At 60.5% G+C, this 26833-nt stretch carries 18 protein-coding genes and 1 tRNA gene; 12 read left to right on the forward strand and 7 right to left on the reverse strand.

Going from position 1 to position 26833, the window contains the following annotated elements:
- Nucleotides 1-160: 160 nt before the first annotated feature.
- The gene (locus ACFQND_RS20300; protein ID WP_371438200.1) at nt 161-1939 is read right to left on the reverse strand and encodes an acyl-CoA synthetase; all 1779 of its coding nucleotides are present in this window, start codon (nt 1937-1939) and stop codon (nt 161-163) included.
- Between the two features lie 7 nt (nt 1940-1946).
- Here ACFQND_RS20300 and ACFQND_RS20305 point away from each other — a divergent pair, with 7 nt between their 5' ends.
- The 5 genes from ACFQND_RS20305 (at nt 1947) to ACFQND_RS20325 (ending at nt 8070) form a co-directional block, all read left to right on the forward strand.
- Complete coding sequence (locus tag ACFQND_RS20305) at nt 1947-2879, forward strand: alpha/beta fold hydrolase (RefSeq protein WP_371438201.1); 933 nt, start codon at nt 1947-1949, stop codon at nt 2877-2879.
- A 162-nt stretch (nt 2880-3041) separates the two neighbouring features.
- A protein-coding gene (gene prfB, locus ACFQND_RS20310) for a peptide chain release factor 2 (RefSeq protein WP_371438202.1) occupies nt 3042-4146 on the forward strand; the annotation gives its coding sequence in 2 pieces (ribosomal slippage) (nt 3042-3122 and nt 3124-4146; 1104 coding nt in all).
- Nucleotides 4147-4197: 51 nt separating this feature from the next.
- A complete protein-coding gene (pepN, locus tag ACFQND_RS20315; protein WP_371438203.1) occupies nt 4198-6921 on the forward strand; it encodes an aminopeptidase N in 2724 nt (907 codons plus the stop codon).
- Nucleotides 6922-6951: 30 nt separating this feature from the next.
- Entirely contained in the window at nt 6952-7971 is a 1020-nt protein-coding gene (locus ACFQND_RS20320) for a class 1 fructose-bisphosphatase (RefSeq protein WP_377414445.1), read from the forward strand.
- 23 nt (nt 7972-7994) lie between these two features.
- Nucleotides 7995-8070 (forward strand) — tRNA-Thr (locus ACFQND_RS20325).
- A 229-nt stretch (nt 8071-8299) separates the two neighbouring features.
- On the opposite strand, the gene ACFQND_RS20330 is transcribed toward ACFQND_RS20325, so the two are convergent.
- Nucleotides 8300-9544 (reverse strand): MFS transporter, encoded by a 1245-nt coding sequence (locus ACFQND_RS20330; protein WP_371438231.1) that lies wholly within the window; start codon nt 9542-9544, stop codon nt 8300-8302.
- Between the two features lie 142 nt (nt 9545-9686).
- On the opposite strand from ACFQND_RS20330, the gene ACFQND_RS20335 reads away from it, so the two are divergent.
- Nucleotides 9687-10481 carry an AraC family transcriptional regulator gene (locus ACFQND_RS20335; RefSeq protein ID WP_371438205.1) on the forward strand — a complete coding sequence of 265 codons (795 nt, stop codon included), beginning with the start codon at nt 9687-9689 and terminating at the stop codon, nt 10479-10481.
- A 394-nt stretch (nt 10482-10875) separates the two neighbouring features.
- Here ACFQND_RS20335 and ACFQND_RS20340 read toward each other — a convergent pair whose 3' ends face one another.
- Nucleotides 10876-11712 carry a class I SAM-dependent methyltransferase gene (locus ACFQND_RS20340; RefSeq protein WP_371438206.1) on the reverse strand — a complete coding sequence of 279 codons (837 nt, stop codon included), beginning with the start codon at nt 11710-11712 and terminating at the stop codon, nt 10876-10878.
- A gap of 70 nt (nt 11713-11782) precedes the next feature.
- Between ACFQND_RS20340 and ACFQND_RS20345 the strand changes: the two genes are divergently transcribed.
- Together ACFQND_RS20345 and ACFQND_RS20350 are read left to right on the forward strand one after the other, a co-directional pair.
- Nucleotides 11783-12529 (forward strand): hypothetical protein, encoded by a 747-nt coding sequence (locus tag ACFQND_RS20345; RefSeq protein WP_371438207.1) that lies wholly within the window; start codon nt 11783-11785, stop codon nt 12527-12529.
- Nucleotides 12522-13460 (forward strand): class I SAM-dependent methyltransferase, encoded by a 939-nt coding sequence (locus tag ACFQND_RS20350; RefSeq protein ID WP_371438208.1) that lies wholly within the window; start codon nt 12522-12524, stop codon nt 13458-13460. The genes ACFQND_RS20345 and ACFQND_RS20350 overlap by 8 nt, the downstream gene beginning before the upstream one ends.
- Nucleotides 13461-13609: 149 nt before the next feature.
- On the opposite strand, the gene ACFQND_RS20355 is transcribed toward ACFQND_RS20350, so the two are convergent.
- From ACFQND_RS20355 to ACFQND_RS20370, 4 genes are all read right to left on the reverse strand, one after another.
- Complete coding sequence (locus ACFQND_RS20355) at nt 13610-18811, reverse strand: tetratricopeptide repeat protein (protein WP_371438209.1); 5202 nt, start codon at nt 18809-18811, stop codon at nt 13610-13612.
- A 4-nt stretch (nt 18812-18815) separates the two neighbouring features.
- Complete coding sequence (locus ACFQND_RS20360) at nt 18816-19862, reverse strand: glycosyltransferase (RefSeq protein WP_371438210.1); 1047 nt, start codon at nt 19860-19862, stop codon at nt 18816-18818.
- A 72-nt stretch (nt 19863-19934) separates the two neighbouring features.
- A complete protein-coding gene (locus ACFQND_RS20365; RefSeq protein WP_377414451.1) occupies nt 19935-20783 on the reverse strand; it encodes a FecR family protein in 849 nt (282 codons plus the stop codon).
- Between the two features lie 9 nt (nt 20784-20792).
- Complete coding sequence (locus ACFQND_RS20370) at nt 20793-22109, reverse strand: tetratricopeptide repeat protein (protein WP_371438212.1); 1317 nt, start codon at nt 22107-22109, stop codon at nt 20793-20795.
- A gap of 298 nt (nt 22110-22407) precedes the next feature.
- Between ACFQND_RS20370 and ACFQND_RS20375 the strand changes: the two genes are divergently transcribed.
- From ACFQND_RS20375 to ACFQND_RS20390, 4 genes are all read left to right on the forward strand, one after another.
- Nucleotides 22408-23826: a mannose-1-phosphate guanylyltransferase/mannose-6-phosphate isomerase gene (locus tag ACFQND_RS20375; protein ID WP_371438213.1), complete on the forward strand. Its 1419-nt coding sequence runs from the start codon at nt 22408-22410 to the stop codon at nt 23824-23826.
- A gap of 317 nt (nt 23827-24143) precedes the next feature.
- Nucleotides 24144-25151 (forward strand): alpha/beta fold hydrolase, encoded by a 1008-nt coding sequence (locus tag ACFQND_RS20380; RefSeq protein WP_371438214.1) that lies wholly within the window; start codon nt 24144-24146, stop codon nt 25149-25151.
- On the forward strand, nt 25148-26107 hold the full coding sequence (locus ACFQND_RS20385; RefSeq protein WP_371438215.1) for a Bug family tripartite tricarboxylate transporter substrate binding protein: 960 nt from the start codon (nt 25148-25150) through the stop codon (nt 26105-26107). Before ACFQND_RS20380 ends, ACFQND_RS20385 begins: the two co-directional genes overlap by 4 nt.
- Nucleotides 26108-26494: 387 nt before the next feature.
- Nucleotides 26495-26767, forward strand: coding sequence for a hypothetical protein (locus tag ACFQND_RS20390; protein WP_371438216.1), 273 nt, complete (start codon nt 26495-26497; stop codon nt 26765-26767).
- Nucleotides 26768-26833 lie beyond the last annotated feature (66 nt).

Consider the following 26833-nt stretch of genomic DNA (forward strand, 5'->3'; position numbering starts at 1 on the left):
CTGCTGGAACAAGAAAAGCACTCCTCGGAGTGCTTTTCTTATCGCTGATCCAAATGACGGAATGCAGGGCAAGGCGCCCGGAGCGCAGGAACCGGAGTGCACTTCAGTGCATGAGGATTCCGAGCACCGCGCAACGCCCCCATGCGCCCGAGAATTGGATTTATGGGAGTGCCCTGAAGCGCTCTTCTTCCTGCAGCCGCAACACCCGCCGCTGCACCTTGCCGGTAGTGGTCATGGGCAGTGCCTCTATGAATTCAATCTCTTTCGGGTACTCGTAAGGCGCCAGCATGGTTTTGACATGGGCCTGCAACATGGCAATGATTTCGGCATCAAACTGGCTTCCAGCCACCGATTGACGCGCGCGATCAGCTATCAAATCAGGAGCAAGCACAACATAGGCCTTGACCACCGCGCCGCGCTCTCGGTCGGGCTTGGGCACCACGGCAGCGTTGGTGACGGCCGGATGCTTGACCAGGCAGTTCTCTATTTCCCCCGGCCCTATGCGGTAACCCGCAGCCTTGAACACATCGTCGGCCCGACCCTCGTACCAGAGGTAGCCGTCCGCATCGCGTTTGGCCAGGTCGCCTGTGCGGCACCAGTCGCCGGTAAATTTGGCCCGGGTTGCGGCCTCGTTTTTCCAGTAGCCGAGAAAGAATATCGGGTCCGGATGGCCATGCACGTCAAAGCGGTTGACGGCCACATCGCCGGGCACGCCAACAGCGCATTCCTTGCCTTCATCGTCAATCACCGCAACACGATGGCCGGGATAGCCCTTGCCCATGCTGCCGGCACGCGCCGGCCATAGCACCGCGCAATTCCCGACCACGTAATTGATCTCGGTCTGCCCGAACATCTCGTTCACGACCACGCCCAGTTGCGCACGGCAGTAGTCAAACACGGCATCGCCCACCGCCTCGCCCGCACTCATGATGCCTTGCAGCTTGAGTTTGAAATGCCGGCCCGGCTCGGGGTAAGCCTTCATCATGGCCTTGAGCGCCGTGGGGAACAAAAAGGTGTGCGTCACGCCCTGCTGCTGCATCAGGCTGAAGGCCAGCTCCGGGCTGAAGCGGCCGTTGAACGCAACTATGGGACGGCCGAAATACAAAGTCGGCAGCAGTGCATCCATCAGGCCACCGGTCCAGGCCCAGTCCGCCGGGCTCCAGAACACCGCATCCGACCTCGCATTGGTTTTGCCGTCAAACCCAAACCAGTTCTGGCTGCAGACAAAACCCGACAGGTTGCCTATCAGCGCGCGGTGTGGAATCAGCGCGCCCTTGGGCGGGCCGGTCGTGCCGCTGGTATAGATCAGCACGGCCGCCTCGTCGGCCTTGGTCTTGGCCGCTGTAAAAGCACGCTGCTGTCCGGCCAGGGCGCTGGCATAGTCCACGTCACCACTGGCGTCGCCCGCTGCCACCACCGTACGCAGCGCCGGGCATTCGGCACGTACCGAGTTGACGCTGCTGATGCTGCTCTCGTCACAAATCGCCACCACCGCCTCGCTGTCATGCAGGCGAAACGCCAGTGCCTCGGGCCCGAACAGCATGGACAGCGGCATGGCAACGGCGCCCATCTGGAACACCGCCATGTAGGCAACGGCAGTTTCAAAGCGCTGCGGCATGACGATGGCCACGCGGTCGCCGCGCTGCACGCCCAGGCCGGCCAGCACGTGGCTGAGGGCGTCAGCGGCTTTTTTTAGCTCAAGATAAGTATGAAAAGTGCTCTTGGCCGCCGTCCTGTGCGCGCAGATAGCTATTCTTTTTATAGCATCCTGCGAGCCACGCCCAGGCCTGGCCCAGCGGCTGCAGCAGGCTTCGGCGATATTGAAATACTCGTCAACCTGCCAGCCAAAGCCTTGGTGCAGGGCCGCGTAATGGTCCGGCTGCGCGCTGCGGGCTTTGTCACTGTGTTGACTGCGTTTCGTGGCGTCTCTCTTTATCATCAAAACAATGTACAAAGAAAAACGCCCTTCCCGCAGCGAGTTTGTCCCTATACGCGGACTCCATTACCACGTCCAGATCTGGGAGAGCCCGGGCCAGGCAGCCACGTCCGTAGCGCCACTGGTGCTGGTCCACGGCTGGATGGACGTCGCAGCGTCCTATCAATTCATGGTTGACGCCCTGTCAGACGCCTTTGCCGCCGGCCGGACCATCATTGCCCCCGACTGGCGCGGTTTTGGGCTGACTACCGCTCCCGAAAATGGCGCAAAAGTAGACAACTACTGGTTCCCGGACTACCTGGCGGACCTGGATTTGCTGCTGGACCACTATGCGCCCGGCCAGGCGGTAGACCTGGTCGGTCACAGCATGGGCGGCAATGTCGCCATGATTTACTCAGGGGTCCGGCCGGAGCGCATCCGCAAGCTGGTCAACCTGGAAGGTTTTGGCTTGCCCGCCAGCAAACCCAGCCAGGCGCCCAGGCGTTACGGCAAATGGATAGACGAGCTCAAAAGCCTGCAGCGCGGCGAGATGGACCTCAAGGCCTATGACGACGTGGGCGGCGTGGCCAGGCGACTCATGAAGACCAACCCCCGGCTCTCGGAGGACAAGGCCAGCTGGCTGGCCAGCCACTGGGCGCGCCCTGATGCAGCCGGCAAGTGGCACATCCTGGGCGATCCCGCCCACAAAATCACCAGCGCCATGCTGTACCGGGCCGATGAAGCCCTGGAAATTTACCGGCACATCAGCGCACCCACACTGGCCGTCGAGGCCTCGGACGACTCCCTGGCCAAATGGGGACAGGGCTATACCCTGGCCGAATACCACGACAGGCTGAAGCAGGTGCCCAAAGCGGAAGTTGCGGTCATCCAGGACGCCGGCCATATGCTGCACCATGACCAGCCGGAACAGCTGGCGAGCCTGATTGAGGGTTTTCTGGGCTAATCTGGTTCGCCCACGGCACGCTCCGTTTGTCCTGAGCTTGTCAAAGGATGCTCCCGAGGGCGCTAATTCCCCTTGGGTTAACCCGGCGGGAAATTGTGGCCCCCGGCATGAGAAAATCACGCCTTGGCCAAAATCGGCCCCCACATTCAGGATTGAACACTCATGGACGCAGAACACATCAATATCATCGCCAACCAGCTCACCGACCTGAGCAATCGGGTGAATGAACTTCGGGGGTATCTTTGACTACCCTGCCAAAGAACGTAAATTAAACGAAGTCAACGCCGCACTCGAAGACCCGAAAGTCTGGGACAACCCCAAACGCGCGCAGGAACTCGGCAAGGAAAAGAAATCGCTGGAAGACGTGGTTCTCGTCATTGATCGCCTGAGCGCCGAACTGGCCGACAACACCGAGCTGTTCGAGATGTCCAGGGGCGACAGCGACGAAGCCGGCATGCAGGCCATCGAAGCCGAAGCCGCCAAGGTCGCGGCCGAAGTCGAGAAGATGGAATTCCGCCGGATGTTCAACAACCCGGCCGACCCGCTGAACTGCTTCCTGGACATCCAGGCCGGCGCCGGCGGCACCGAAGCCTGCGACTGGGCCAGCATGTTGCTGCGCCAGTACCTCAAGTACGCCGAGCGCAAGGGTTTCAAGACCACGGTTGAAGACGAATCGCCCGGCGACACCGCTGGCATCAAGGGCGCGACCATCAAGATCGAGGGTGAATACGCCTTTGGCCTGCTGCGCACCGAAACCGGCGTGCACCGACTCGTGCGCAAGTCACCGTTTGACTCGTCCGGCGGGCGCCACACCTCGTTTGCCTCGGTGTTTGTCTACCCCGAGATTGATGACTCGATCGAGATCGACATCAACCCGTCCGACGTGCGCACCGACACCTTCCGCGCCAGCGGCGCAGGCGGCCAGCACATCAACAAGACCGACTCGGCCGTGCGCCTGACGCACATCCCGACCGGCATCGTGGTGCAGTGCCAGGACGGCCGTTCGCAGCACAGCAACCGCGACGTCGCCTGGAAGCGCCTGCGTTCGCGCCTGTACGACTTCGAGCTGCGCAAACAGCAGGAAGCCCAGCAAAAGCTGGAAGACACCAAGACCGACGTGGGTTGGGGCCACCAGATTCGCAGTTACGTACTGGACAACAGCCGCATCAAGGATTTGCGTACCAACTACGAAACCTCCGCCACGCAAAAAGTGCTGGACGGCGACCTCGACCAGTTTATTGAGGCCTCCCTCAAACAGGGCGTGTAATGCCCTCTGCCATCCGCTTCATGCCAAAGACAACTTTTTCAGGAAATACCCATGCTGCAAAAGCTTGACGCCAGTGGAACCGGGCAAGGCCCCGCCGTGACGATTAACCGCGCCGACTACACCGCGCCCGCCTACTGGATCGACACCGTCGACCTGTGTTTTGACCTGGACCCGGCCAAAACGCGCGTGCTCAACAAGATGAAGCTGCGCCGCAACACGGACCTGCCGGTGCAAGCGCTCAAGCTGGACGGTGAAGAGCTCAACCTGGCACGCGTGCTGGTCAACGGCCAGGGCACATCCTTCAAGATGGAAGGCAAGCAGCTGGTGCTGGACAACCTGCCCGATGAATTCGAGCTGGAGATTTTCACCACCACCTGCCCGGCCAAAAACACCAAGCTGATGGGTCTCTACGTCAGCAACGACTCGTTCTTTACGCAGTGCGAAGCTGAAGGTTTCAGGCGCATCACCTATTTCCTGGACAGGCCTGACGTGATGGCCATGTACACCGTGACCCTGCGCGCCGACAGCACCAAGTACCCGGTGCTGCTGTCCAACGGCAACCTGGTCGACAGCGGCAAACTTGAAGACGGCCGCCACTTTGCCAAATGGGTGGACCCGCACAAAAAACCCAGCTACCTGTTTGCACTGGTAGCCGGCCAGCTGGTCAGCCGCGAACAGCGCATCACCTCACGCGCCGGCAAGGAACACACCCTGCAGGTCTATGTACGTCCCGGCGACCTCGACAAGACCGAACACGCCATGACCTCGCTGATGCACTCCGTCGCCTGGGATGAGGCGCGTTTTGGCCTGCCGCTGGACCTGGAACGTTTCATGATCGTCGCCACCAGCGACTTCAACATGGGCGCCATGGAAAACAAGGGCCTGAACATCTTCAACACCAAGTACGTGCTGGCGAACCAGGCCACGGCGACCGACGTTGATTTCTCCAACATCGAAAGCGTGGTCGGCCACGAGTATTTCCACAACTGGACGGGCAACCGCGTCACCTGCCGCGACTGGTTCCAGCTCAGCCTGAAAGAAGGCCTGACGGTTTTCCGCGACCAGGAGTTCTCACAGGACCTGTGCGGTGAGGCCTCGGCCCGCGCCGTCAAACGCATTGAAGACGTGCGCGTGCTGCGCACCGCCCAGTTCCCCGAAGACGCCGGCCCTATGTCGCACCCGGTGCGGCCCGACAGCTACGTTGAAATCAGCAACTTCTACACCGTCACCATTTACGAAAAAGGTGCCGAAGTCGTACGCATGATGCAGACGTTGGTAGGCCGCGACGGCTTTGCAAAAGGCATGACGCTCTACTTCGAGCGCCACGACGGCCACGCCGTGACCTGCGACGACTTTGCCCAGGCCATTGCCGACGCCAACCCCCAGTCCGAACTGGCGCGCCTGCTGCCCCAGTTCAAGCGCTGGTACAGCCAGGCCGGCACGCCGCGCGTCAGTGCGCAAGGCGTGTACGACGCCGCTGCCGGCACGTACACCCTGACGCTGGGCCAGAACTGCGCACCAACGACAGGCCAGGGCGTCAAGGAGCCGTTTGTGATCCCGGTCGGGCTTGGCCTGCTGGGCGCCGACGGCAAGGACTTGCCACTGCAGCTGTCGGGCGAGCCCGAAGCCAGATCAACCAACGGTACACGCACCGTGGTGCTGACACAGGCCAGCGAAACCTTCACCTTCACCGGTATCGTTGCCGAGCCGGTTCCGTCCATACTGCGCGGATTCACCGCCCCCGTGGTGCTGGAGTTTGACTACACCGACGCGCAACTGCTGCACCTGCTGGCGCACGACAGCGACCCCTTCAACCGCTGGGAAGCCGGGCAGCGCCTGGCTGTCAACCGCGCCCTGTCCGCTATTAAATCAATAGCTGGCAGCGCAAGCGATACGGGCGCCGCAGCACTGGATGATGCCTATATTGAAGCCATGCGCCAGGTTCTGCGCCATCCGGCGCTGGATGCAGCCTTCAAGGAGCTGGTACTCACGCTGCCCTCAGAAACCTACCTGGCCGAGCAGCTGGACACGGTGGATCCACAGCGCATCCACGCCGTGCGCGAAGCCATGCGCCAGCAACTGGCAACCAGACTGCATGCGGACTGGGAGACTGTTTACGCGGCCAACCACGACACCGGCGCCTACACACCCGATGCCGTATCCTCAGGCCGCCGTGCACTCGCCGGCATGGCGCTCACGCACCTGTGCCTGGCAGCCGTTGCCAGCGGCGACCCGGTCTGGCCCGGCAAGACCTTGCAGCGCTTCAAGGATGCCGGCAACATGACCGACCGCTTCAATGCGCTGGCCGCGCTGGTCTCCAGCGGCCACAGCCTTGCGGCACAGGCGCTGCAGTCATTCCACGCCATGTTCAAGGACGAAGCACTGGTCATAGACAAGTGGTTCAGCCTGCAGGTGAGCGCACCGGACCGCGGCGGCAACATCCTGCCGGCCGTCAAGCAGCTCATGAAACACAGCGACTTCAGCCTGCGCAACCCGAATCGCGCGCGCAGCGTGATCAGCACGTATTGCCAGGGCAACCCGGCCGGTTTCCACCGTGCCGACGCCGCAGGTTATGTGTTCTGGAGCGAGCGCGTGATTGAGCTTGACGCCATCAACCCGCAGGTCGCGGCGCGGCTGGCACGGGCACTGGACCGCTGGAGCAAGCTCGCCGAACCGTATCGCAGCGCAGCGCGCGAAGCCATCAGCCGCGTCGCCGCCAAAGCCGATTTGAGCAAAGACACACTTGAAGTCGTCACGCGTGCCTTGGCCGGTTGATTGCATCCTTACCCAAGACTGGAACTCCATATGTCCCAAAAAATATCATTGACCCGCTACCTGGTTGAGCAACAGCGCCAGGACGGTCACATACCGCCCGAGCTGCGCCTGCTGCTTGAAATCGTTGCGCGTGCCTGCAAGAGCATCAGCCAGGCCGTCAACAAAGGCGCGCTGGGTGGCGTGCTGGGCACCGCCGGCAGCGAAAACGTGCAGGGCGAAGTCCAGAAAAAACTCGACATCATCGCCAACGAGGTGCTGATCGAGGCCAACGAATGGGGCGGCCACCTGGCTGCCATGGCTTCGGAAGAAATGGACAGCATCTACCTGGTGCCCAATCGCTACCCGCAAGGCGAATACCTGCTGCTGTTTGATCCCCTCGACGGCTCCAGCAATATCGACGTCAACGTCAGCATTGGCACTATCTTCAGCGTGCTCAAAAAGCCCGAAGGCAGTGCCGCCGTGGAAGAAAAGGACTTCCTGCAGGCCGGCAACAAACAGGTTGCCGCCGGCTACTGCGTCTATGGCCCGCAGACCACCCTGGTGCTGACCGTGGGCGACGGCGTCGCCATGTTCACGCTGGACCGCGAGCAGGGCTCGTTTGTGCTGACCGAAGAAAACGTGCAGATCCCGGCGGACACCAAGGAGTTCGCCATCAACATGAGCAACATGCGGCATTGGGACGAGCCGGTCAAACGCTACATCGACGAATGCCTGCAGGGCAAGGAAGGCCCGCGCGGCAAGGACTTCAACATGCGCTGGATCGCCTCCATGGTGGCCGACGTGCACCGCATCCTGACCCGCGGCGGCGTCTTCATGTACCCCTGGGACAAACGCGAGCCCCAAAAGGCCGGCAAACTGCGCCTGATGTACGAAGCCAACCCCATGAGCTGGCTCATAGAGCAGGCCGGCGGCGCAGCCACCAACGGCAGGCAGCGCATCCTGGACCTGCAGCCCGGCAAGCTCCACGAGCGTGTGAGTGTGGTGCTCGGATCGAAAAATGAGGTGGAGCGAATCACCGCCTACCACCTTGAGCCCAAGGCCGGGCTATAATCGCAGGCTGTATTTCAGAATAAGCCGGTGTAGCTCAGTCGGTAGAGCAGCTCATTCGTAATGAGAAGGTCGGGTGTTCGATTCATCTCTCCGGCACCATTTACCGCGGTGAAACGCGATAGTGGTTACTTACTGAAAACAACTGATGTCAAAACTGATGACAGTTGGTTTTCCATTCAAGCAAAAGCCCTCAATTGAGGGCTTTTTGTTTTTCTGGTCGCTTCAGTGTTGAATTCCGTCGAAATCTGACCCAGTGGGGGTTCGATCTAACGCACAACGCCCGGCGCTTTCACGACCCGCATGAACCGGTAGAGTGCCCTGCTTCAGGTTAGCGTTCTGCTTTGTGCTTGCCCTTGGGCAGCAGCGCAGCCACCAGGCCGAGCAGCGGCAGGTACGCGATGGCGTGGTACACGTAGTCGATGCTGGTGTGGTCCGCGAAAACGCCCAGCACGGCCGCCCCCAGTCCCCCCATGCCGAACGCGAAGCCGAAGAACAAACCGGACACCATGCCCACCTTGCCAGGCATCAGCTCTTGCGCGTAGACGAGGATGGCCGAGAAGGCTGACGACAGAACCAGGCCGATGATGATAGTCAGCATCACAGTCCAGAAGAGGTTTGCGTGGGGCAAGAGCAGCGCGAACGGTGCGACGCCGAGGATGGACACCCATATGACCGGCTTGCGCCCGATGCGATCACCTACACTGCCGCCCAGAATCGTGCCTACTGCCGATGCGAACAAGAATACGAACAGCAGGAGTTGCGAGTTCTGCACTGACACACCGAACCGTTCAATCAGGTAGAACGTGTAGAAACTGCTCAGCCCTGCCACATAGAAGTACTTCGAAAAAATCAGCACAAGCAGGACGGCGATGGCTCCCACGACAACGCGAAGTGGATAGGGTGCCGCTACTGCAGGTGCCCTGGCCCTGGTCACCGCGGCGTGCTGAGAGGCGTACCAGCGGCTCACCCGCAGAAGCATGACCACGCCGAGTAACGCCGCAAGCCCGAACCACGCAACGCTGTGCTGGCCAAAGGGCACGATGACAATTGCAGCGAGAAGTGGCCCCAGTGCGCTCCCCATGTTGCCGCCGACCTGGAATACCGACTGCGCGAAGCCGTGCCTTCCCCCGGACGCGAGACGGGCAATACGCGACGATTCAGGATGGAAGATGGCGGACCCGATGCCAATGAAGGCCGACGCCAGCAACAGTACGGCGTAACTTGGCGCGAAGGCCAGCAGGATCAACCCGACCAGCGTGGACAGCATGCCGAGCGGCAGCCAGTACGGCTGCGGCTTGCGGTCTGTCAGAAGTCCAATCAACGGTTGCAGCAATGACGCAGTGAACTGGTACGTCAAGGAAATCAGGCCGATTTGCGTGAAGGAGAGAGAGAAGTCACCCTTCAAAATCGGGTACATCGCCAGAATCAGCGACTGCATCATGTCGTTGACCATGTGCGAAGTGCTAAGAAAGCCGAGGATGCCAAAGGCTGGCTTGGCTTTCGTGGTCGAAACCACGGGGCTGTCGGTTATCGCTGGAGTGCCTGTGGCTTCGAGCGTTGTGATGGATGTCATGTAGCGGCTTTCAATCAAGGGATTCGGAAGCAATCCGCAGATGGCTTCCGGCACACGCCGGCGTGCGTGTCGTGCAAGAATTGTCGTCAGATTCACATCGCCTGTCTCGCGCCTTTTAACCAAAAACCCTTGCAAAAAGGACATGGCCTCAGTCTCCACTCCTCAACCGCTTGCGACGGCGCTCCGGCAAATTGAAGCTGCGGCCTCGCCTGTCAGCGGGCACCCGACCGACTACCCGCCCGGCTGGCACATCGCCTCGCACGCACACTCGAAGCATCAGCTCATCTACGCCGTTCAGGGCGTCATGGTGGTTCAGGCCGAGGCGGGCCGCTGGGTTGTACCGCCGACCCGTGCCATCTGGATGACCGCGGGCATGAGACACGAAATCAAGTGCATCGGTGAAGTCCACATGCGTAGCTTGCTGGTTGCGCCGGAGGCCGCACCGAAGTTGCTGGACAGCACCCAAGCCGTGGCCATCCCGCCGTTGCTGCGTGAACTGATTCGCGCCGCCATGGACGTCCCGCAGCCTTATGTTCCCGGCAGCCGCGATGGCAGGCTCATGCGGCTAATCCTGGACGAGTTGTGGGCATTGCCTGTGTTGCCGCTACACCTTCAGATGCCTGCCGACCCCAGGCTGCTTCGCATCTGCACGCTACTTCAGAAGCGCCTGAATGACCCGTCAACCCTGGCGGACTGGGCGCAGCGTCTGGCTGTTGACGTGAAGACCGTGCAGCGCCTGTTTGTGAAGCAAACCGGCATGACGTTCGGCCAGTGGCGAACACAGGCCCGACTGCTGCGTGCGCTTGAACTATTGGCGACAGGGGAGAAGGTCATAGATGTCGCACTTACGTTGGGATACGACAGCCCCAGTGCATTCGCCACGATGTTCCGCAAACAATTCGGGCAGACGCCAAGCCAATTCTTTGCGGCGCTGTGACCTTGTCATGCGTCCCAAGGGCGGCGACGTGGTCCAAAGCGGCGACCTGTTCTGAGTTCATCGTGGCAGGTTTTGTGGTATTCGTTAACCCCGCCACTACGCGGCCCTTTTAAGAATCAACAACTTAGCGTGACTTGTTTGACGTGCAAAGGCATCTCTCCGGCATCATTCACAAAAAGCCCCTGGTTGGCATGCAGTCGAGTGGCAACCGCCTGAAGGCTCCTGTGCGAGGTCATTCCTCAGGTCAAGGCACGCTTGGAATCAGCCGAAGACGACTTCAATGCAAATGCTTCACGCCCTGGATTTGTTGGAAGAGATGCACGTCACCCAGACGCCTGAGGCCGGCGTGGGTGATGACACCCGGTCCTCGGTATCGGGCGGGACCTCGTGGCCCTCAGGCCAAGGGCGGATTGAGCCGCTGCATCCAGAAGCTCCCGCCCTCACCCAGCGCAGGGTACCTCGGAAACACGGAACTGACCGCCTGCGGATAGCGAGTACACATGTAATGCGCCATCCACACCACGCGCCACTGGCTGTTGAACATCAAAAAGCCGTGCAGCAGGTATTGCTCGCTCCAGCTTCGCTCTTCTGTCAGCACCCAGGGCTTGGGGTACTCGTCGGGTAGAAAGATATCGTGCAGGTGCACATATACGCCTGGCTTCAACCGGGGCAGGACCTCGAAGAACAACAAGTTGACATCGCTGCCCGTCTTGCAGACATGCGATGAGTCAATGAACAGAATATCTCCGCTGTCCAGCTGGTCGAAAAGCGCCAGGTCCACATCCTGCAAACGGGAAGGCACCAGGCGGGTGATGCCCTCAACCCCTGCGACAAGGAAATCGCGTGGATAAGGTTCAATGCAGGTGATGTCGATACCGCCGCCAAACGCGCGGCGGTTTGCATCGGCCATGACCAGTGATGAGAAGCCCGAGCCAACCTCGATCACCCGCTTTGGTTTGAACAGGCACAAGGCGCCAAACAAAAACTCGGCGTCCAGAACGGGAAACATGCCGTTCATGTAGTAATAGCGATCAGGCTCCGGCGGCGCATCGACCGGGTAGTCAATTGCAGCCAGGTGCGGCCTGAGACTTTGCAGCAACTCCAGTTGCTGGGGTATCTGCATGTCCACACCCGCCAGGCCTAGTCGCGGGGCCCATATCTGCTTTTCTCGCCGCAGCAGGTCATCGGGATCTGGAATCGGCGAGTAGTAGTGTCCGGGAGGAAAGCCCATGCATGCTCCTGTTGAGATTGCATTGTAAGATTCCGCACTGCCCAGACCCATGGTCCCTGACCCGAAACCCATGTACATCCAACCCCGCATCGTGAAGCGCGAAGACTGCGATTTTTACCATTCGTTCACGCTGGCTGAGGGAGAGGTCGTTGGGCAATGGGACCTGCGCGACAACTGGCAGCCCTATCTTGGCCATGTTGATTTTGCCGGGCAATCGGTGCTCGAGATTGGCCCCGCCAGCGGATTTTTGTCTTTTTGCATGGAACGTGCAGGCGCTCAGGTCACGGCGCTGGAACCACCGATGTCGCACCTATGGGATGTGGTGCCGTCGCAAGGCGTTGACATCCCTGCCTGGCGCGCCGGGTTCTCCAAAAGTATCGAACGTGTTCGCAATTCGTTCTGGTATGCGCACGCGATGATGAAGTCGACAGTCCGCATGATTGAAGCCGAGCCGTACAGGATTCCGGACACCATAGGCACCTTTGATGTCGGCCTGCTGGCAGCCGTGCTGCTGCACTGCAGGCGGCCGTTTGACCTGCTGGAGAGCGTGGCCGCGCGAACACGCAAGACGGTCATCGTGACCGAGGTTTACAACGCGTCGCTGGGCGAACAGGCTGCCTGCGCATTTTTGCCGCACCGTGGTGTGGACCAGGTGCACACCTGGTGGCATTTCACGCCACAGTTTTTTGTCTCGGCGCTGGGACTTTTGGGTTTTACCGAGGCGAGGGTTGTTTTTCATACCCAGCCGCAACCGGCGGAGGGAGGCAGATCGGTTGAGCTCTACACCGTGGTTTGCGAAAAGCCCGGCCATGCCTGACACCGGCTTGTCCACCAGGCTTGATGCGGCGTGGGGTGATCCCGGCGCCTGGGTGACCAACGGCCAGCACTGGACCCACCTGGATGAAATTCATCGCCTGATCAACCGCCGTGTGAGCGGTGACCCGACGGTCAAGCCGCTGGCCTGGTTTGGCAGGCACCTGGCCGATGCTGGCTGTTTGCCGCTGCGCCGCATCCTGGTGCTGGGCTGTGGTGCCGGCCATCTGGAGCGCGAACTGCACGGCCTGGCCTGGGCCCGTGAGATCGTGGCGTTTGACCTGTCGCCCAAGGTGTTGGCTATCGCCCGGGAAAATGTAGCCGGACTGGATGGCATCAGCCATGTTCTGGCCAGCATGGATGAGCTGCCCGTCGGGCAGGCACCCTTCCTGCCCGGCAGTTTTGATGCCGTGCTGGGTGTATCCAGCGTTCACCATTGCTCGCAACTGGACAAGCTGTACTCGGCAGTGGCGCAGCTTCTCACGCCGGATGGCTGGTTTTACCTGGACGAGTATGTGGGGCCGGACCGCTTTCAGTATTCACCGCGGCATCTGGCACAACTCACCGCATTGGCCGACCTGCTCCCCGAGCGCATGCTGGCCAACCAGAACGGTGTGATAAAAAAAAGCTTTCGTGCGCCCACGGTGGCAGAGGTGGTGGCGGTGGACCCGAGCGAAGCCGCGTGCTCTTCGCGCATCCTTCCCCTGCTGCCAGACTACTTCAAGGTGGTGGCCCAACGCCCTTATGGCGGCTCACTGCTGCATGTGCTGCTGGCTGACGTCGCCCAGAATTTTCAGGCACCCGAAGCCAGGCCGTGGCTTCAGGCGCTCATGGATGCAGAGGACGACCTGGACCGCCGGGGCCAGCTGGAACATCACTTCAGCTGCGTGATTGCACGCCAGCGCCCTCACCGGAACCATTCAACCAGCACCTGACCCTTGTCTGCTGCCAGTTCCACACAGGTCGCGAGGATATCCTCACGCCAGCCAGTGTCTGACGCACCACGGCCTCGGCTTGACCACAGTCACTACGGGCCATTAGCCTGCCAAAACGCAGGAGCATGGTGTACTCCTGCGACTGACCGTCATGTTTGAAGCCCTGGCCCCGGTGGCGCCATGAGTGCGCCACGCAGGGTTTGGGCAAACAGCGCCGGGTCATAACGCTGCGCGCATTGCGCCCATCCTGCCACTTGCTGGCGCTGCCAGGCCTGGTCATCGCCGAGCAGCCTGACGATGGCCGAAGCAAAGGTTTGTGCATCCCCGGCGCCCAGGATATCAATGCCATCGCGCCAGTCCAGTTGGCGCACCAGCAAGGCAGAGGCAACGACAGGCACACCGCCCGACACGGCTTCAATCACCTTCGCGGGCACGCCGCCTGCAAACCGCACAGGCGCCACAAATATGCGGGCGGCATCGTAGTGGGGCTCCAGCGCATCCTGAGGTCCCAGGATACTGATGTCGGGGCCTGCAGCAGCGGCTATCTTGTGGGAGGTGCATACCCCCACCACCGAGAGTATGGGCGGCGTGGGCATGCGCAGGCGCAACAGTGGCATCACCTCATCAATAAACCACAGCAGGCCATCCTCATTGGGAGTACCCGGGTGCAGCGCGCCCACAAACAGCAGGCCGCGCCGCTTGCCCAGGCCCGGCGCGTCGCGGCGCACCGCTATGCCGTGGCTCAGGATATGGGTGCGGTGGCCAGTTGCCTCAAAGTACTTCGCATCGCGGCTGGACACCACCAGCACATCAGTGGCGTCCGCCGCCAATGCGATCTCGGCGCTGACCCGGTCATGGGCTGCCGCACGTGTCAATGGACGGCCCTGCACGCCAGCCATGGCAATCTCGCGCAGCGCAAACAGCGCCTCGGCATCGTAGACCAGTCGCATGCCTGCAAACAGTTCAGGCCTGCGCGAGCGCAAGGGTTGCAGGGCTTGCAGGTTGGGTGGGCGGCTGACCACCAGCACGTCGTACACGCCCTGCCTGCGCTCCAGAAAATCCTCCAGTCCCGCCAGTCCGTACCCCATGGCAACCTCGACGCTTTGCGGCAAAGACGCATAGACCGCGCGCCAGTCGTCATGCAGTGTCCATAGCGGAAACAGCGTGACCGGCCAATCCTGCAGCGCCTGCAACATGAGCCGGGCCCGGGGCAGGCCACCGCCCTTGAACATGTGCGGAACTTCGTTGTCGATGACAAGAATGCGCGGACGGCGCGGGCGGTCTTCCGGTGAGAGCCAGCGGTCACCGTCAAGCCGTTGCGGCGCAAGCGCGGGCTGGTGTTTCAGCCAGTCGCCGTAGCGGCTGCAGAACAGGTCACGGTTGCGCTCTATCAACATTTTGGCACTGTTACCTGTGGCGCTTCCCCACTCCAGATGCTCCAGCAGCACTGTGGGCTCGTAAATCACGCGCAGCCCCGCCCGCCAGACACGCAAACAATAGTCGGTGTCTTCATAGTAGGCCGGTACAAAAGCTTCATCAAAGCCGCCCAGCATGCGCCACACGGCAAGAGGCGTGACGAGAAAAACACCCGAGACATAGTCTGTTGCCCGCCCTGCACGTGCGGCGTGGCAAAAGGGGTCTTCATCGCGCCCAATACCGACAGCAAGGCCGTTGCTGAAAATGACATTGCCGGCCTCCTGAAGGCCTCCGTCCGTCAACACCACACGACCACCAAGCACGCCAATGCCGGGGTCAGCCTGCATCGCGTGCAGGGCAGCCGCAAGGGTACCTTCCTGCAGAATCGCATCACTGTTGAGAAATGCCAGATGACGGCCAGTGGCCAGCGCCGCGCCCTGTCGCGCTGCACGTATAAAACCGACATTTTCTGTATTGCGAATGACCTTCGCGCCACATACTCTTTCAAGCAGTTCAGATGTACTGTCACCCGAGGCGTTGTCAACGATGATGGTTTCAAACTGCGCGCCGCGCTGGTCTGCCAAAGCCTGCAAGGTGCGCAGTGACAGCCCTGCCTGGTTAAAAAGCACTATCACCACAGACAGGTCTGGCGTGGTGCCTTCGGCAGGCACCGGCAATTCAATGCTGCGCGGCCATGCCAGCCAGTTGGCCAGCGCCCATTGCGCATGCGCCCTGGTACGGGCCTTGCCATCAGGCGCCGCTGCAATGGGCACGCTGCCGGCCTTGAGGCGTGCACAGAGCTGCTCTATCTGCGCGGCAACGCGCCGACCGTCCACGAGCGGTGACTGGTGGATGCGCCCCCGCAAGGTCTGACGGTGTTCTGCCAATGCGGACTGGTCTCCGGCAAGTGACACGGCAAGCGCGCAAAAACCGGTTTCGTCATCACAGACCCATTGCTGCAAATTGAGTGCTGCCAGAATGGATGCACCTTGCCGGGTGCCAGCCCATTCACCTGCCAGCGTCACGACGGGCACGCCCATCCACAAGGGATCGAGCAGGCTCAGGCCGCCGCCACCATTCAAGGCGTCAAGCACCACGTCGATGCGTGCGAACCACTCAAGGTAAGCCGCGTGCGGCTGAAAGGGATCAAAAAACACCCTGCCGGCGTCAACCCCTTGAGAGTGCATGCGCGACAGGATGTCCCGGCGCAAAGGCCAGTCTTCTGCCACTGCACCAATAAAGCGAATGGCGGATCCTGGTGTGGCCGCCACGATACGGGCGAACGCATCAAGGCAAGCCTCACTCAATCGCAGGCTGCGGACACAAACACCATATGTCACATAACCATGGCTGAGCGCAGGCGGCCGATGAGGCTCAGGGGCTGCCAGCGGCGGATCCCAGCACCACTGCCCGCCATCAAGACGAAAGACAGCCTCGTCGTACAAACCCGTTTTGTCCTGGGGGATGGACACCTCGTCGGCCAGCAGTCCATCAAACAGCCCGCCCGCGCTGCCCCAGCAGCCCAGCCAGCCCAGCTGCACAGGCGCAAGCCGGCGTGCATAGGCCTCCAGTAACTCCATCTGGCCTTCAAACGGATGCAGGCCACCCGTGTCTATCACCACATCAATGCGATTGACTGCGCACGACTCTGCCAGTTTTTTCACAACAAGCGGCTGAAGATACACATGAGGCGGCAGGTCGGCAAAGGATTGGTTTGTATAAACAAATACTTGCGCCCCGTCAGCCGAATGCGCGGCCAGTACGCGGCGCAGCAGGCTTTGGTGCAATTGGCTCGCCACATAGGCAATTCGCGGGCGATGATCAACGACGCGTTCGTGCGCAGGAATGACATGGTCCGGAAACGGCGCCAGGCCACTGCGCAGTTTGAGCCCGCGGTACCAGTCACGTGCCTTGAGTTTCAGGATGCCAACATCCGATTGTGCAGACACTGACGCAGCATAAAGCGCTGCCGTCCCCATCCAGCTGTCGGCCTCAAGGTCTTCGCATGCCGCAGTTGCCAGCAGCCTGAAGCAGGCCTGGCTTTGGGTATGCACCGCATCGGCTACAGCATCACGCCAGGCGCTGCGTAAAACCTCAATGGGCACCAGCAGCAAAGACCGGCGCGCCCGCACATTGCCCAGGCCGGCGAGGCGCAGGGTCGCTTTGACAGCATCGGCGTGCCGGCCATCGCGGCGCAGCAATTCTGTACAGGCATCAAACGCGCCTTCCATCCCACCCTCGATCATCAGCCTGGCCTTTAAAAGCAGGGCGGGTGGCCATAAGGGGCGTTCTGCAAGCACGGCGTTGGCTTCCTGCAAACCCGCCGCGAAATGGCCTGCGCGGCGCCGCGATTCAGCCAGCTCCAGTCTGGGCAGAAGATCGCCAGGCTTGCATTCAATCGCGCGCAGGAATGCCAGTTGTGCCTCGCCATACCGGGCCGTCGTCATCAGCACCCAACCCAGGTGCCGCAGGCTGTCCACTTGTCCAGGTTCGAGATGCAGGGCCTGGCGCGCGGCAAGTTCTGCTTCCGCCATGCGACGCTGGCCCAGGCGCACATGCGAGAGCGCCAGCCAGGCTTCGGAAAAAACCGGTGACTGGGCCACGGCCCGCTCTGCCCAGGTCTGTGCCTCAGACAGAAGGCCGGCTTTTGCAAAAACAATAGCCGCCTGGGCCTGCACACCTCGATCGCCTGCCGCGCGGGTTGTGAGTTGCCTGACGATATCGACCGCACGGGTCGTGTTGCCGCCGTCCAGCGCCAGCCAGCACTGCATGCGCAGCGCCTCCAGATTGTGTGGATCCAGCCGCAGCGCCCTTCTTAAAGTACGTTCAGCACCTGAGGGTCGGCCCCGACGCAGCTGGGCAGCGGCCAGCAAGCGCCACAGGTCCGACACATGCGGCTGCACCCTTACGCGCTTATGCAACAGACGGCAGGCCGCTGCTGTTTCCTGCAAGTCGAGCAGCACCTGCGCCATCAGCGCATATGTGGCCGCGTTTTCAGGCGCCTGCGCCAGCACCAGCTCGAGCAGCAATTTCGCGTCCTCGAACTGCTTGAATCCACGTTTGATCTGTGCACGCCGAAAGATCACATCCACCAGCCCGGGGTCGCATTCATGAGCTTTGGACAAGGCTTCGTCTGCAGCTTTTAAATCACCGCCATCCTGCAAAAATGCACCCAGCCTGTGCCAGGCTTCGGCATTGCCCGGCTGCGCCTTCACCATGTCGCGAGCCTGCCGCAACGCCAGCCCCGTGCGGCCCTGCGCATGCGCAAGCCATGTGGTTTCGGCCAGCAGGTCGGCATTGCCCGGCCACTGCAGCAAGGCCTTTCGCAGCAGCGCTTCCACCTCGTCATGCCGTCGCAGGCGTCTCAGGCACTGGATCAGACACACGTGAAGGCGAAGCTGCTCAGGCGCCCGCGCGTCGAAGCCGCTGATGGCCTCGCGGTAGGCATGCGCCGCCTGCCCAATCTCACCGCGCAACTGCTGTATCCAGCCTGCCTGCATGAAGCGTTGCGGCGTGCGCGCACGGTGCAGCGCCTGGGCCGCCCAATGCGCGGCGTCTTCGATGCGCCCCAGATCAATCAGCGCCCAGGCCAGCGCATGCGCAGCCTCGTCCAGCGAGGCGTCCAGCATGCAGGCTCGTTCAAACGCCGCGGCAGCACCCGCGGTGTCCCCATTACGCGACAAGAGGTAGCCCTTGTACCAATGCAGCACCGCATTGTCTGGTGCGCGACCGAGAGCGGGCAGCAGCATCGCGGCCGCGTCTTCCGTATTGCCGGATTGAATCAGGAAATAGCCCAAAGCGGCACAGGCTTTGGAAGACAGCGGGTCCAGCCTCACGGCATTGCGGGCATGCACCAGTGCCCCCGCCAGATCACCTGCCGCAAAGCATTGCCATGCGCTTTGTGTCAGCCGCCGCGCGACAGGGTGTATCGCCATACGGCTACCGCAAGGCGTGTTCGGTCAGCAGGCCCAGCAACTGTGCAGCAACCAGCGGAGTATTCGCGGCATGGCTCTCGGCACGATAACGTGCGGCCGCGCCGAATGACTCATGCCCGCCCATCAGTCGGCGCAATGCGTCTGCCCAGACTTCGACCGGCTCGTGCGGATCAATCGTCAGCCCGCCCTCACCCACCGTCTCGGGCAGTGCTCCGCGATGGCTGGCCAGTACCGGGATTCCATTGAGTTGTGCCTCGATGACGGTACGGCCGAACGACTCTTCCCAGACCGACGGCATCAGCAACACCCGTGCCTGGGCATACACACCGCGCATGTCGTCCTGGGGGCCCAGCCACTGCACATTGCCCAGGCTGCGCGCACGTTGCTGGCAATAGGCGCGCCAGTGAGGGTCCAGGTTCCAGCTTTCCAGCACCAGAAATGGCAGGTCGGGGCAGTGTTCTGCCAAAGCAAACATCAGTTGCACACCCTTGATGGGCATGGGGTTCACAAACAGCACCCTGGAACCGCCATCCGAAGCAAGGTACTTTTCCGCATGCAACACGGGTTCAATCACATGGCAATGCAGGCCGCACAGTGCCCGCCAACGATCAGCGGTGAAAGCCGAATTGGCCAGGTACAGCAATGACGGGTCAGGAATCAGCATGCCGCCCAGTTGATGGACTTCCACATTGTGCAGGTACACAGCGGTAGGCCGGCCGGTACGCAAGCTGGCCAGCACCATCGGCGACAGGGAGTTACCGCTTTGCACAACAATGATGGACGCGTTCCAGGCGGCAGCGGCCAGAGGCAACGCAGCGGCGGGGGAAACCGCCCGCATGCAAAGGTAGCCCAGCGCTTCATCGCTGAATGTCTGGTGGGCCAGGCCAGCGCCCGCGATCTCGTCCTGCGCGGCCGTCAGGCTCAGGCCACAAAGTACCGCGACCTCCGCACCGATAACGCCCATGGCCTGGCAAAGATCGTGGGTGGTGGTCTGCAGCCCACCCTTGATGTCGGGCAGGTGGGGATAGTCAGAAACGAAAAGAACGCGCATGAACGGTCAACTTGCGGCCGGCGAACGTGATCGCGCCATCCGCCAAAGCCTTTTTTTGTATGTACCGTCTTGTCAGGACTGGGCTTGCGGTTTGCCAGTACCCAAAAGAACCTGAAGAGTCGGGGAGGGGTTGCGGCTGTTGTCAGCATCCGCCAGCGTCTTCAAACGGTCATTTGCCAGCGTGGAGCCCGGATTGCCAGTACCTGGAATATTTCCGGTGCTGATTAACTGCCCAGCAGGTGCACCAGCAGGTGCAGGTAGGGGATTTAAATCGCCCTGATTGCCCCCCGTAGGGCGGGTCTCCAACCGATTTAGCATGTTGTTAAGGTCGCTCACCGGTACACGCCGGGGGCTCGATGGCGGCTGATTGGTGCCAAGGCTGGTTCCAAAACCTGCCCGGGTAATCGTCTCTGTATTGCCAATGTTGTCAGTCACACGCATGCCCTGCCCGAACAAAAAGGTGCCGCTGGTGTTGGGACCATTAGTTTCTACCATGGTAATGCCCCCCCGAATGCCAATGGTGGCCGTGCCAGCGCGAACAACAGTCTCGGTCTTTTTGCTGATCAGGCCACCCACCACACGCAACAGCCCTTTGGTCAGGTCTATCAGAATCTGGCCGTCCTTGGCTTTGGCGTTGAACTCGTATTTGGCAATCACAAGCTCGGAGTTGGGGCCAAGGGTGACCGCCGACTGGTCTGAAAAGAGCACATGCATCGTGCTGTTGGCGTCAGTCGCCAGACGCTGGTTGGTCGCGCCATCGACGTACATCGTGGTGCTGGCACCGCGGACCGAACCAGTCTTCACGGTTGTCGCTACGCCTGTCTGCGGGCGACCGGCATCCGTCACGGGCTGCGCAGCTACCACGGGCACTGCACTGGTCAGTGCAGCAGCCAACAACAAGTCGTTTGTAATCGGGGCCATGTTTGATCCTCAGAAGCTGCGAATAACCGTGCCGGAAAGCGTCGTATTCTTGTAGTTGAAATTCGCAAGGCTGGCGTTGTTGCGCGCCTCCTCCAGCGCAAACGATAACGACCAGACAGGTGTCATCGGAATGCGGTGGGTGATGCCCAGCCTGGACTCGCTGTCCTGGCGCTTGATGGTGGCGCTCACGGCAGGGTCGGCCCCACCGTAGGTACGACGCAGGGCGCTGCCATAAACCGAGGTCGTCCAGTTGCCGCCACCTGATATCGGGCTGGCATACGACACGGAATACGTCAGCTGGACTTCATGCGAGTTGGAATCGTAAAAGTCCCGCCCAGTACGATTACGCCGCATGACGTAGTCAGCCGAAACAATCTGGCCGGCCACCACTTCATGAGTCCAGCGGGCACGCAGGCTGTCCAGGTGGCCGCTGAGAAGGCCAGCGGCAGGAATGTCAACACGGCTGGCAAAATTGCGCCGCTGGCTGTCCACCGTCACATCGACAAGCGTGCGTTCGCTGACGAGCCAGCTGGCGTCCATCCCCAGGCCATAACTGTCGAAATATTGCTTGCCCTGCGCCAGGACGGTGGACCACAGGACGTGGGGCCGGAGGGTCAGGCTGGACAGGTCAGCCGGCAGGGGTTTGAACTGCAGCCCGGTCGAGACATCCAGCACCAGCAGGTCGTAAGGTTTGCCAGGGTTGGCCACGACCTGGCTGCCGGCGGACGAGCTGTAGTTGGTGATGGCTGCGCCAAGAGTGCTGACGATGGCGGCTGAGTTCTGCTTCTCGAGGTCGTAGAGGTGGCGCAGGCGCAGGCCGAGGTTGACATCGGTATTGGACTCCGGCCTCTGGGTGTAAGGCACCGGCACACCGCCCACAATCACCTGCGAACTGTCGGTTCGGTACATGGGATTGCTCTGGCTCCGCAAGCCAAAGGTGAATGCCCCGCTGAGCTGGGAGACCTGGCTGCGTTTGGCGATATCGGCAAGCAGTGCGTTTGCAAGAGCCCTCTGGTCGCCAGGCAGGCGCGCGTCTTCCAGTGCCTTGCGCAACATGGCCTCGGACATTGAATAGGAGGCCAGGCGGTAATAAAGCACGCCGATTTCCACCCGCAGGCTGGGGCTGGCATCAGGCTCCAGGAGCAGCCGTTCCAGCGCGGCTATACCCCCTTCGTAGTTGCCCTGCCGGACCAGCAGTTGCGAGTAGCTGGACCATAGCGACAGATTTTGCGGTTGCTGCAACACCTGGCGGAAGGCCTCGTCACTTTGGCGTTCCAGCGTCTGTGTTGCGTCGGTTTGCGCGCTTGCATGAGCGCAAGCAAACAACGCAAAAACTGCTGAAAACCTGCGACTGCAGCTGTAAAAGATGGGCAATGGCATTGTTCAAACCACTTTCTTTTTCTGCTTTTACGTTATTTCGGCAACGAGTCTTGCCCTACAACGGCCTGATACAAATGCAAATAACTTTATCATATGGACGTATCTTTTTCACCCTTTTTGGGTGCCGGCGCGTCCCTCTGTGGCTTACAGGCACACCGGCACAAACAGAGCCCGAAGATCTCGCGAAGCCGCAAAAGCTGCCCGGAAGCCTCCAGCCAGCAGAGTAGCCTCTAACATTGCCCACATGTCGCCAGCCCTCCCTCTTGTGCACCCTGTGATTTTGTCCGGTGGTGGCGGCACCCGCCTCTGGCCGCTATCGCGCGCCGAATACCCCAAGCAATTGCTGACGTTGACCGGGCGCGAGTCGATGCTTCAAGCCACCGCGTTGAGGGCTGCTGCATTGCCTGGGGCGCAAACCGCCATCGTTGTCACAAGCGAGGAGCACAGCGCCCTGGTGCGGGAGCAGTTGGCGCAAGCCGGTTGCACGCCCGCCTGCATCTGCCTTGAACCACAGGGACGAAATACCGCCCCCGCCATTGCGCTGGCTGCGTTGCATCTCTACGCCACCGACCCAGACGCGCTGATGCTGGTTCTGCCATCCGACCACCTCATTGAAGGCCAGGCTGCTTTTGAGGCAGCCATAGCCGCCGCATCAAGCGCTGCGCTCCATGGATGGCTCTGTACTTTTGGCGTCCCGCCGGACGAGCCCGAATCGGGCTACGGCTACATCGAGGCCGGGTCCGTGATTGCCGGACAACAAGATGCAAGACACGTCAATCGTTTCATTGAAAAGCCTGATTTGCAGACAGCCCGCGGCTTGCTTCAGGCCGAGGGCTATTTCTGGAACAGCGGCATGTTTGTTTTTACCGCAAGGGCATTTCTGGAAGAGCTGGGGACGCACAGGCCGGAAGTCCTGGATGCCGTCAAACGCGCCTGGGATGGGCGAAGCGAAACCGCAGGCTTTCTGCACCCCCAAGCGGCGGCATTTTCCGCATGTCCGTCCATTTCCATTGACTATGCCGTGATGCAGACCACCCGGCGTGCTGCGATGGTGCCGGCCCGCTTCGCCTGGAATGATATTGGCAGTTGGCACACCCTGTGGCGAACCCTGCCCAAAGATACCGACAACAACAGCGTGACAGGTGATGTGGTGCTGGCCGATACCCAAAACAGCCTGATTCACGCCGGGCATCGCCTGGTTTCGGTTGTCGGTATTGACAACGTGGCGGTCATTGAAACCGCTGATGCCGTGCTGGTCATCAACAAGGACAAGGCGCAGGATATTAAGGATGTAGTCGCGCAATTACAGAGCAGCGGCAGGCCAGAACTGCTACGCCAGGTGCGGGTACACCGGCCGTGGGGCTGGTACGAGGTCACCGACAGGGGTGAGCGCTTTCAGGTCAAGCGTTTGATGGTCGAACCAGGGAAACGCCTGTCGCTGCAGATGCATCATCACCGTGCTGAACATTGGGTTGTGGTAAGCGGCAAAGCAGTCGTCACGATCAATGGGGTGCAAAACGTACTAACGGAAAACCAGTCTGCTTTTGTGCCTCAGGGCCAAAAGCATCGCCTGGAAAACCCCGGCAATGTTGCGCTGCACATGATCGAAGTCCAGTCGGGCTCTTATCTGGGCGAAGACGACATTGTTCGTTTTGATTCGTGACCAGACCCTCAACTTAGCCTTCGTCATGAGAAGGTCGGGTGTTCGATTCATCCCTCCGGCACCAAATCAAGCGCCCCCGAACGGTCACGGTGCCGGACCGGCATTCATCGGCCAGACGCCACCAAATACTCATTTGTTTTTCAGATTAATTAATCCATATTTTCAATTTCACAGATCAATTCACGCGAACTACATTTTTGAACACAGGGACTTGAATAGCGATGGAAAGGCCAGTCCACCGGATACTTCTGCCAAAAAAAACGGCTGCCTGCTCGATCACCCGGCAGAAGCTGGCATCGAAAAACTGGAGCACCACGTTGCAAAAAGTAGAACACACAGGCCGCGATGGCGTGCACGACATCGGCCCTTTCACATTTGAAGGTGGAGGTCATGTTGAATCGCTTTCGGTCGGGTACACCACATACGGCGAACTGAATGCGGCGCGTGACAACATGCTGCTGGTGCTTCCGGGAACAGCCAACACCAGGCACAGCGCAGACGGTTATATTGGTTCTGGCAAGGCTTTCGATCCCGGTCAACATTTTGTCGTCACCGTCGATGCCATCGGCGCAGGGACATCGTCCAAACCATCTGATGGGCTACGGGGAAACTTCCCGCAGTACAACATCCGGGATATGGTTCACGCGGTATGCAGGCTGGTCACCACAGCGTTCGGCGTCAAACGCATGGCGTATGTCGCAGGTGCCTCGATGGGCGCCTTCCAGGCCTTGGAGTGGGCCATTCACTATCCCGACATGATGCGCGGTGTCATCCTCATGGTACCGGCAGCCCAGAGCGGCAATGTGTTCAGGGGCGCAGTACGCTCTGCGACGGAGGTCATCAAGCTCGACCCTGGCTGGAATGCCGGCAACTACACATTGCAACCACTTGCGGGCCTGCGCGCGGCAGGAAGGCTCTACTTTCCCTGGACGGTTACCGACGACTACCTGGAGTCCCTCAGCGAATCCGGGTTGGAGCAGGAACTCCAGAAGACGGTGACGCGCGCCGCCCAATGGGACGCATGGGACTTCATCCGGCGCTACGAAGCCTCCGCGAGCCACGACATCTCTGTTCCTTTCGAGGGCAAGGTCGGCCTTGCGCTTGCCAAAGTGACAACCCGGGTTCTCATCCTGCCGACAAGCACTGACCGGCTTCTACCCCTGGCTTCGGCCAGGCAGATCGCAGAAGGTGTCGCGCAATCGCATTACGTTGAAGTACCAAGCAAACATGGCCACCTCGGGTGGAGACCCATTGATGGCGCACCAGAAACGCTTTTCATCACCACAGCCATTCAAAAATTCATCAAAGAAGGAGAGACAAGTTGAAGAAACTACATCTACTGTCCATCGCCGCGATTGTGCTTTGCTCGAATGCGATGGCGCAGGGCTACCCCGGCAAGCCCATTCACCTGATCGTTCCATTTGCGGCAGGTCAAGGTGCCGATGCCGCTGCGCGCATCGTCGCCAACAAGCTGTCCGACAACATAAAACAACCGCTGGTGATCGACAACCGCCCTGGCGCGGGGGGCATCATCGGTACTGAAGCGGTAGCCAAAGCACCAGCCGACGGATACACCTTGCTCGTGGGCTCCAACGGGACGCACGCTGCGAATCCGTCGCTGTACCCCAGCCTTCCCTACAAGGCCCTGGAAGATTTCGCACCGATCTCCTATATCGGCTCGGTGGCCATGGTGCTGGTGAGCACGCCAACATACGAGTCGAAAACTGCGCAAGATGTTATTTCGGCAGCCAAGGCACGCCCCGGGACCGTGAACGTCGCATTGCCCAGTTCAACATCGCGGGTGGTGCTGGAGCTGCTGTCAAAACGCACTGGGGCGACATTTAACCCGGTCTTGTACAAGGCGAGCGGCACGGCCATCACGGACGTGTTGGGAGGTCACGTGCCATTGAGCATTGACACTGTTATCGCAACGGCGCCACAGATTACGTCTGGCAAGCTGCGTGGCATCGCGGTCACTTCGGCCAAACGCAGCAGCAGCCTGCCAAATGTACCGACCTTCCTGGAAGCCGGCATAAAAGAGATAGACATCGCGGCCTGGAACGCATGGTTTGCGCCCCGTGGTACGCCAGCCCCAGTCGTTGACAGGCTTAATTCCGAGCTTCGCAAGGTCCTGAGCGACCCGGATACCCTGGCAAAACTGAGAACACTGGGCTATGAGCCCGATGGAAAATTGTCACCAGCTCAGGTCAATGAATTCGTGCGCCTGGAAGAAAAGAAATGGGGCGACCTTATCCGCTCTGGCGGCATCAAGGCCGAGTAAAAACCAGCCCATCTGTTTCCTTGACTTTGCTTACACACCACATTCAAGCATGCTGAAAAGCTATCGCCTTCCAGACGATTGACCGCATTTTCAGAAAAAAAACAGGGCGATTTCCCTTACACAATGCGCACAGTCAGCTATCAAATATATAGCAACTGCAATCTATCCAACCTCACTATGTAGCGGCTGAACCTGATAGCTCGCACGCGAGAACTCATACCCAAAAATGGGTAACCAATGCGGGGCAACAGATGTAACCAGTCGTTGTGTGACACATTGATTTGCCGAGTTTGGGGGGATTATGTCTTGCGTGCTTGGCCAAAGCGATTTGGGAAAGCATGCTTGCTTTTCACCCCTTGGTCAGACCGCACTTGCATGGAGGTTGTCATGAGATTTCATCTGTTTGAACAACACGCCGATGCCCACGTTCGAAAATCCCGTGAGTACCTGGAGGAAGCGAATCTCGGGAGAGTCGAGCATCAGGCGGCGGCCGAGCATCATGCGGCTTTGGCCAAGATGTATGCGGCGAGAATCGCCAGGATTGAGGCGGAAATCAGCAGCGCACTTCAGCCTCGCTCCATGCTGACACCTCCGCCGGAAGAGGAACGTTTTCGACCGGAGTCTGTGGTGGCCTATCCGTCGAAGTCCGCACGCTCCTGATTCCTTTGGCGGATTTTTAATCCGCCAGTCGCATGAGAACAAGCAAGCTCTGCCGGGAGCCGGGCG

Source organism: Polaromonas aquatica, from assembly GCF_042659145.1.
GTDB classification, from domain to species: domain Bacteria; phylum Pseudomonadota; class Gammaproteobacteria; order Burkholderiales; family Burkholderiaceae_C; genus Polaromonas; species Polaromonas aquatica.

Bases quoted from the DNA above. Each gene is read 5' to 3' on its own strand.
- ACFQND_RS20300 (WP_371438200.1), bottom strand. From the start codon at position 1,939: ATGATAAAGAGAGACGCCACGAAACGCAGTCAACACAGTGACAAAGCC.
- ACFQND_RS20305 (WP_371438201.1), top strand. From the start codon at position 1,947: ATGTACAAAGAAAAACGCCCTTCCCGCAGCGAGTTTGTCCCTATACGC.
- pepN (WP_371438203.1), top strand. From the start codon at position 4,198: ATGCTGCAAAAGCTTGACGCCAGTGGAACCGGGCAAGGCCCCGCCGTG.
- ACFQND_RS20320 (WP_377414445.1), top strand. From the start codon at position 6,952: ATGTCCCAAAAAATATCATTGACCCGCTACCTGGTTGAGCAACAGCGC.
- ACFQND_RS20330 (WP_371438231.1), bottom strand. From the start codon at position 9,544: ATGACATCCATCACAACGCTCGAAGCCACAGGCACTCCAGCGATAACC.
- ACFQND_RS20335 (WP_371438205.1), top strand. From the start codon at position 9,687: ATGGCCTCAGTCTCCACTCCTCAACCGCTTGCGACGGCGCTCCGGCAA.
- ACFQND_RS20340 (WP_371438206.1), bottom strand. From the start codon at position 11,712: ATGGGCTTTCCTCCCGGACACTACTACTCGCCGATTCCAGATCCCGAT.
- ACFQND_RS20345 (WP_371438207.1), top strand. From the start codon at position 11,783: ATGTACATCCAACCCCGCATCGTGAAGCGCGAAGACTGCGATTTTTAC.
- ACFQND_RS20350 (WP_371438208.1), top strand. From the start codon at position 12,522: ATGCCTGACACCGGCTTGTCCACCAGGCTTGATGCGGCGTGGGGTGAT.
- ACFQND_RS20355 (WP_371438209.1), bottom strand. From the start codon at position 18,811: ATGGCGATACACCCTGTCGCGCGGCGGCTGACACAAAGCGCATGGCAA.
- ACFQND_RS20360 (WP_371438210.1), bottom strand. From the start codon at position 19,862: ATGCGCGTTCTTTTCGTTTCTGACTATCCCCACCTGCCCGACATCAAG.
- ACFQND_RS20365 (WP_377414451.1), bottom strand. From the start codon at position 20,783: ATGGCCCCGATTACAAACGACTTGTTGTTGGCTGCTGCACTGACCAGT.
- ACFQND_RS20375 (WP_371438213.1), top strand. From the start codon at position 22,408: ATGTCGCCAGCCCTCCCTCTTGTGCACCCTGTGATTTTGTCCGGTGGT.
- ACFQND_RS20390 (WP_371438216.1), top strand. From the start codon at position 26,495: ATGAGATTTCATCTGTTTGAACAACACGCCGATGCCCACGTTCGAAAA.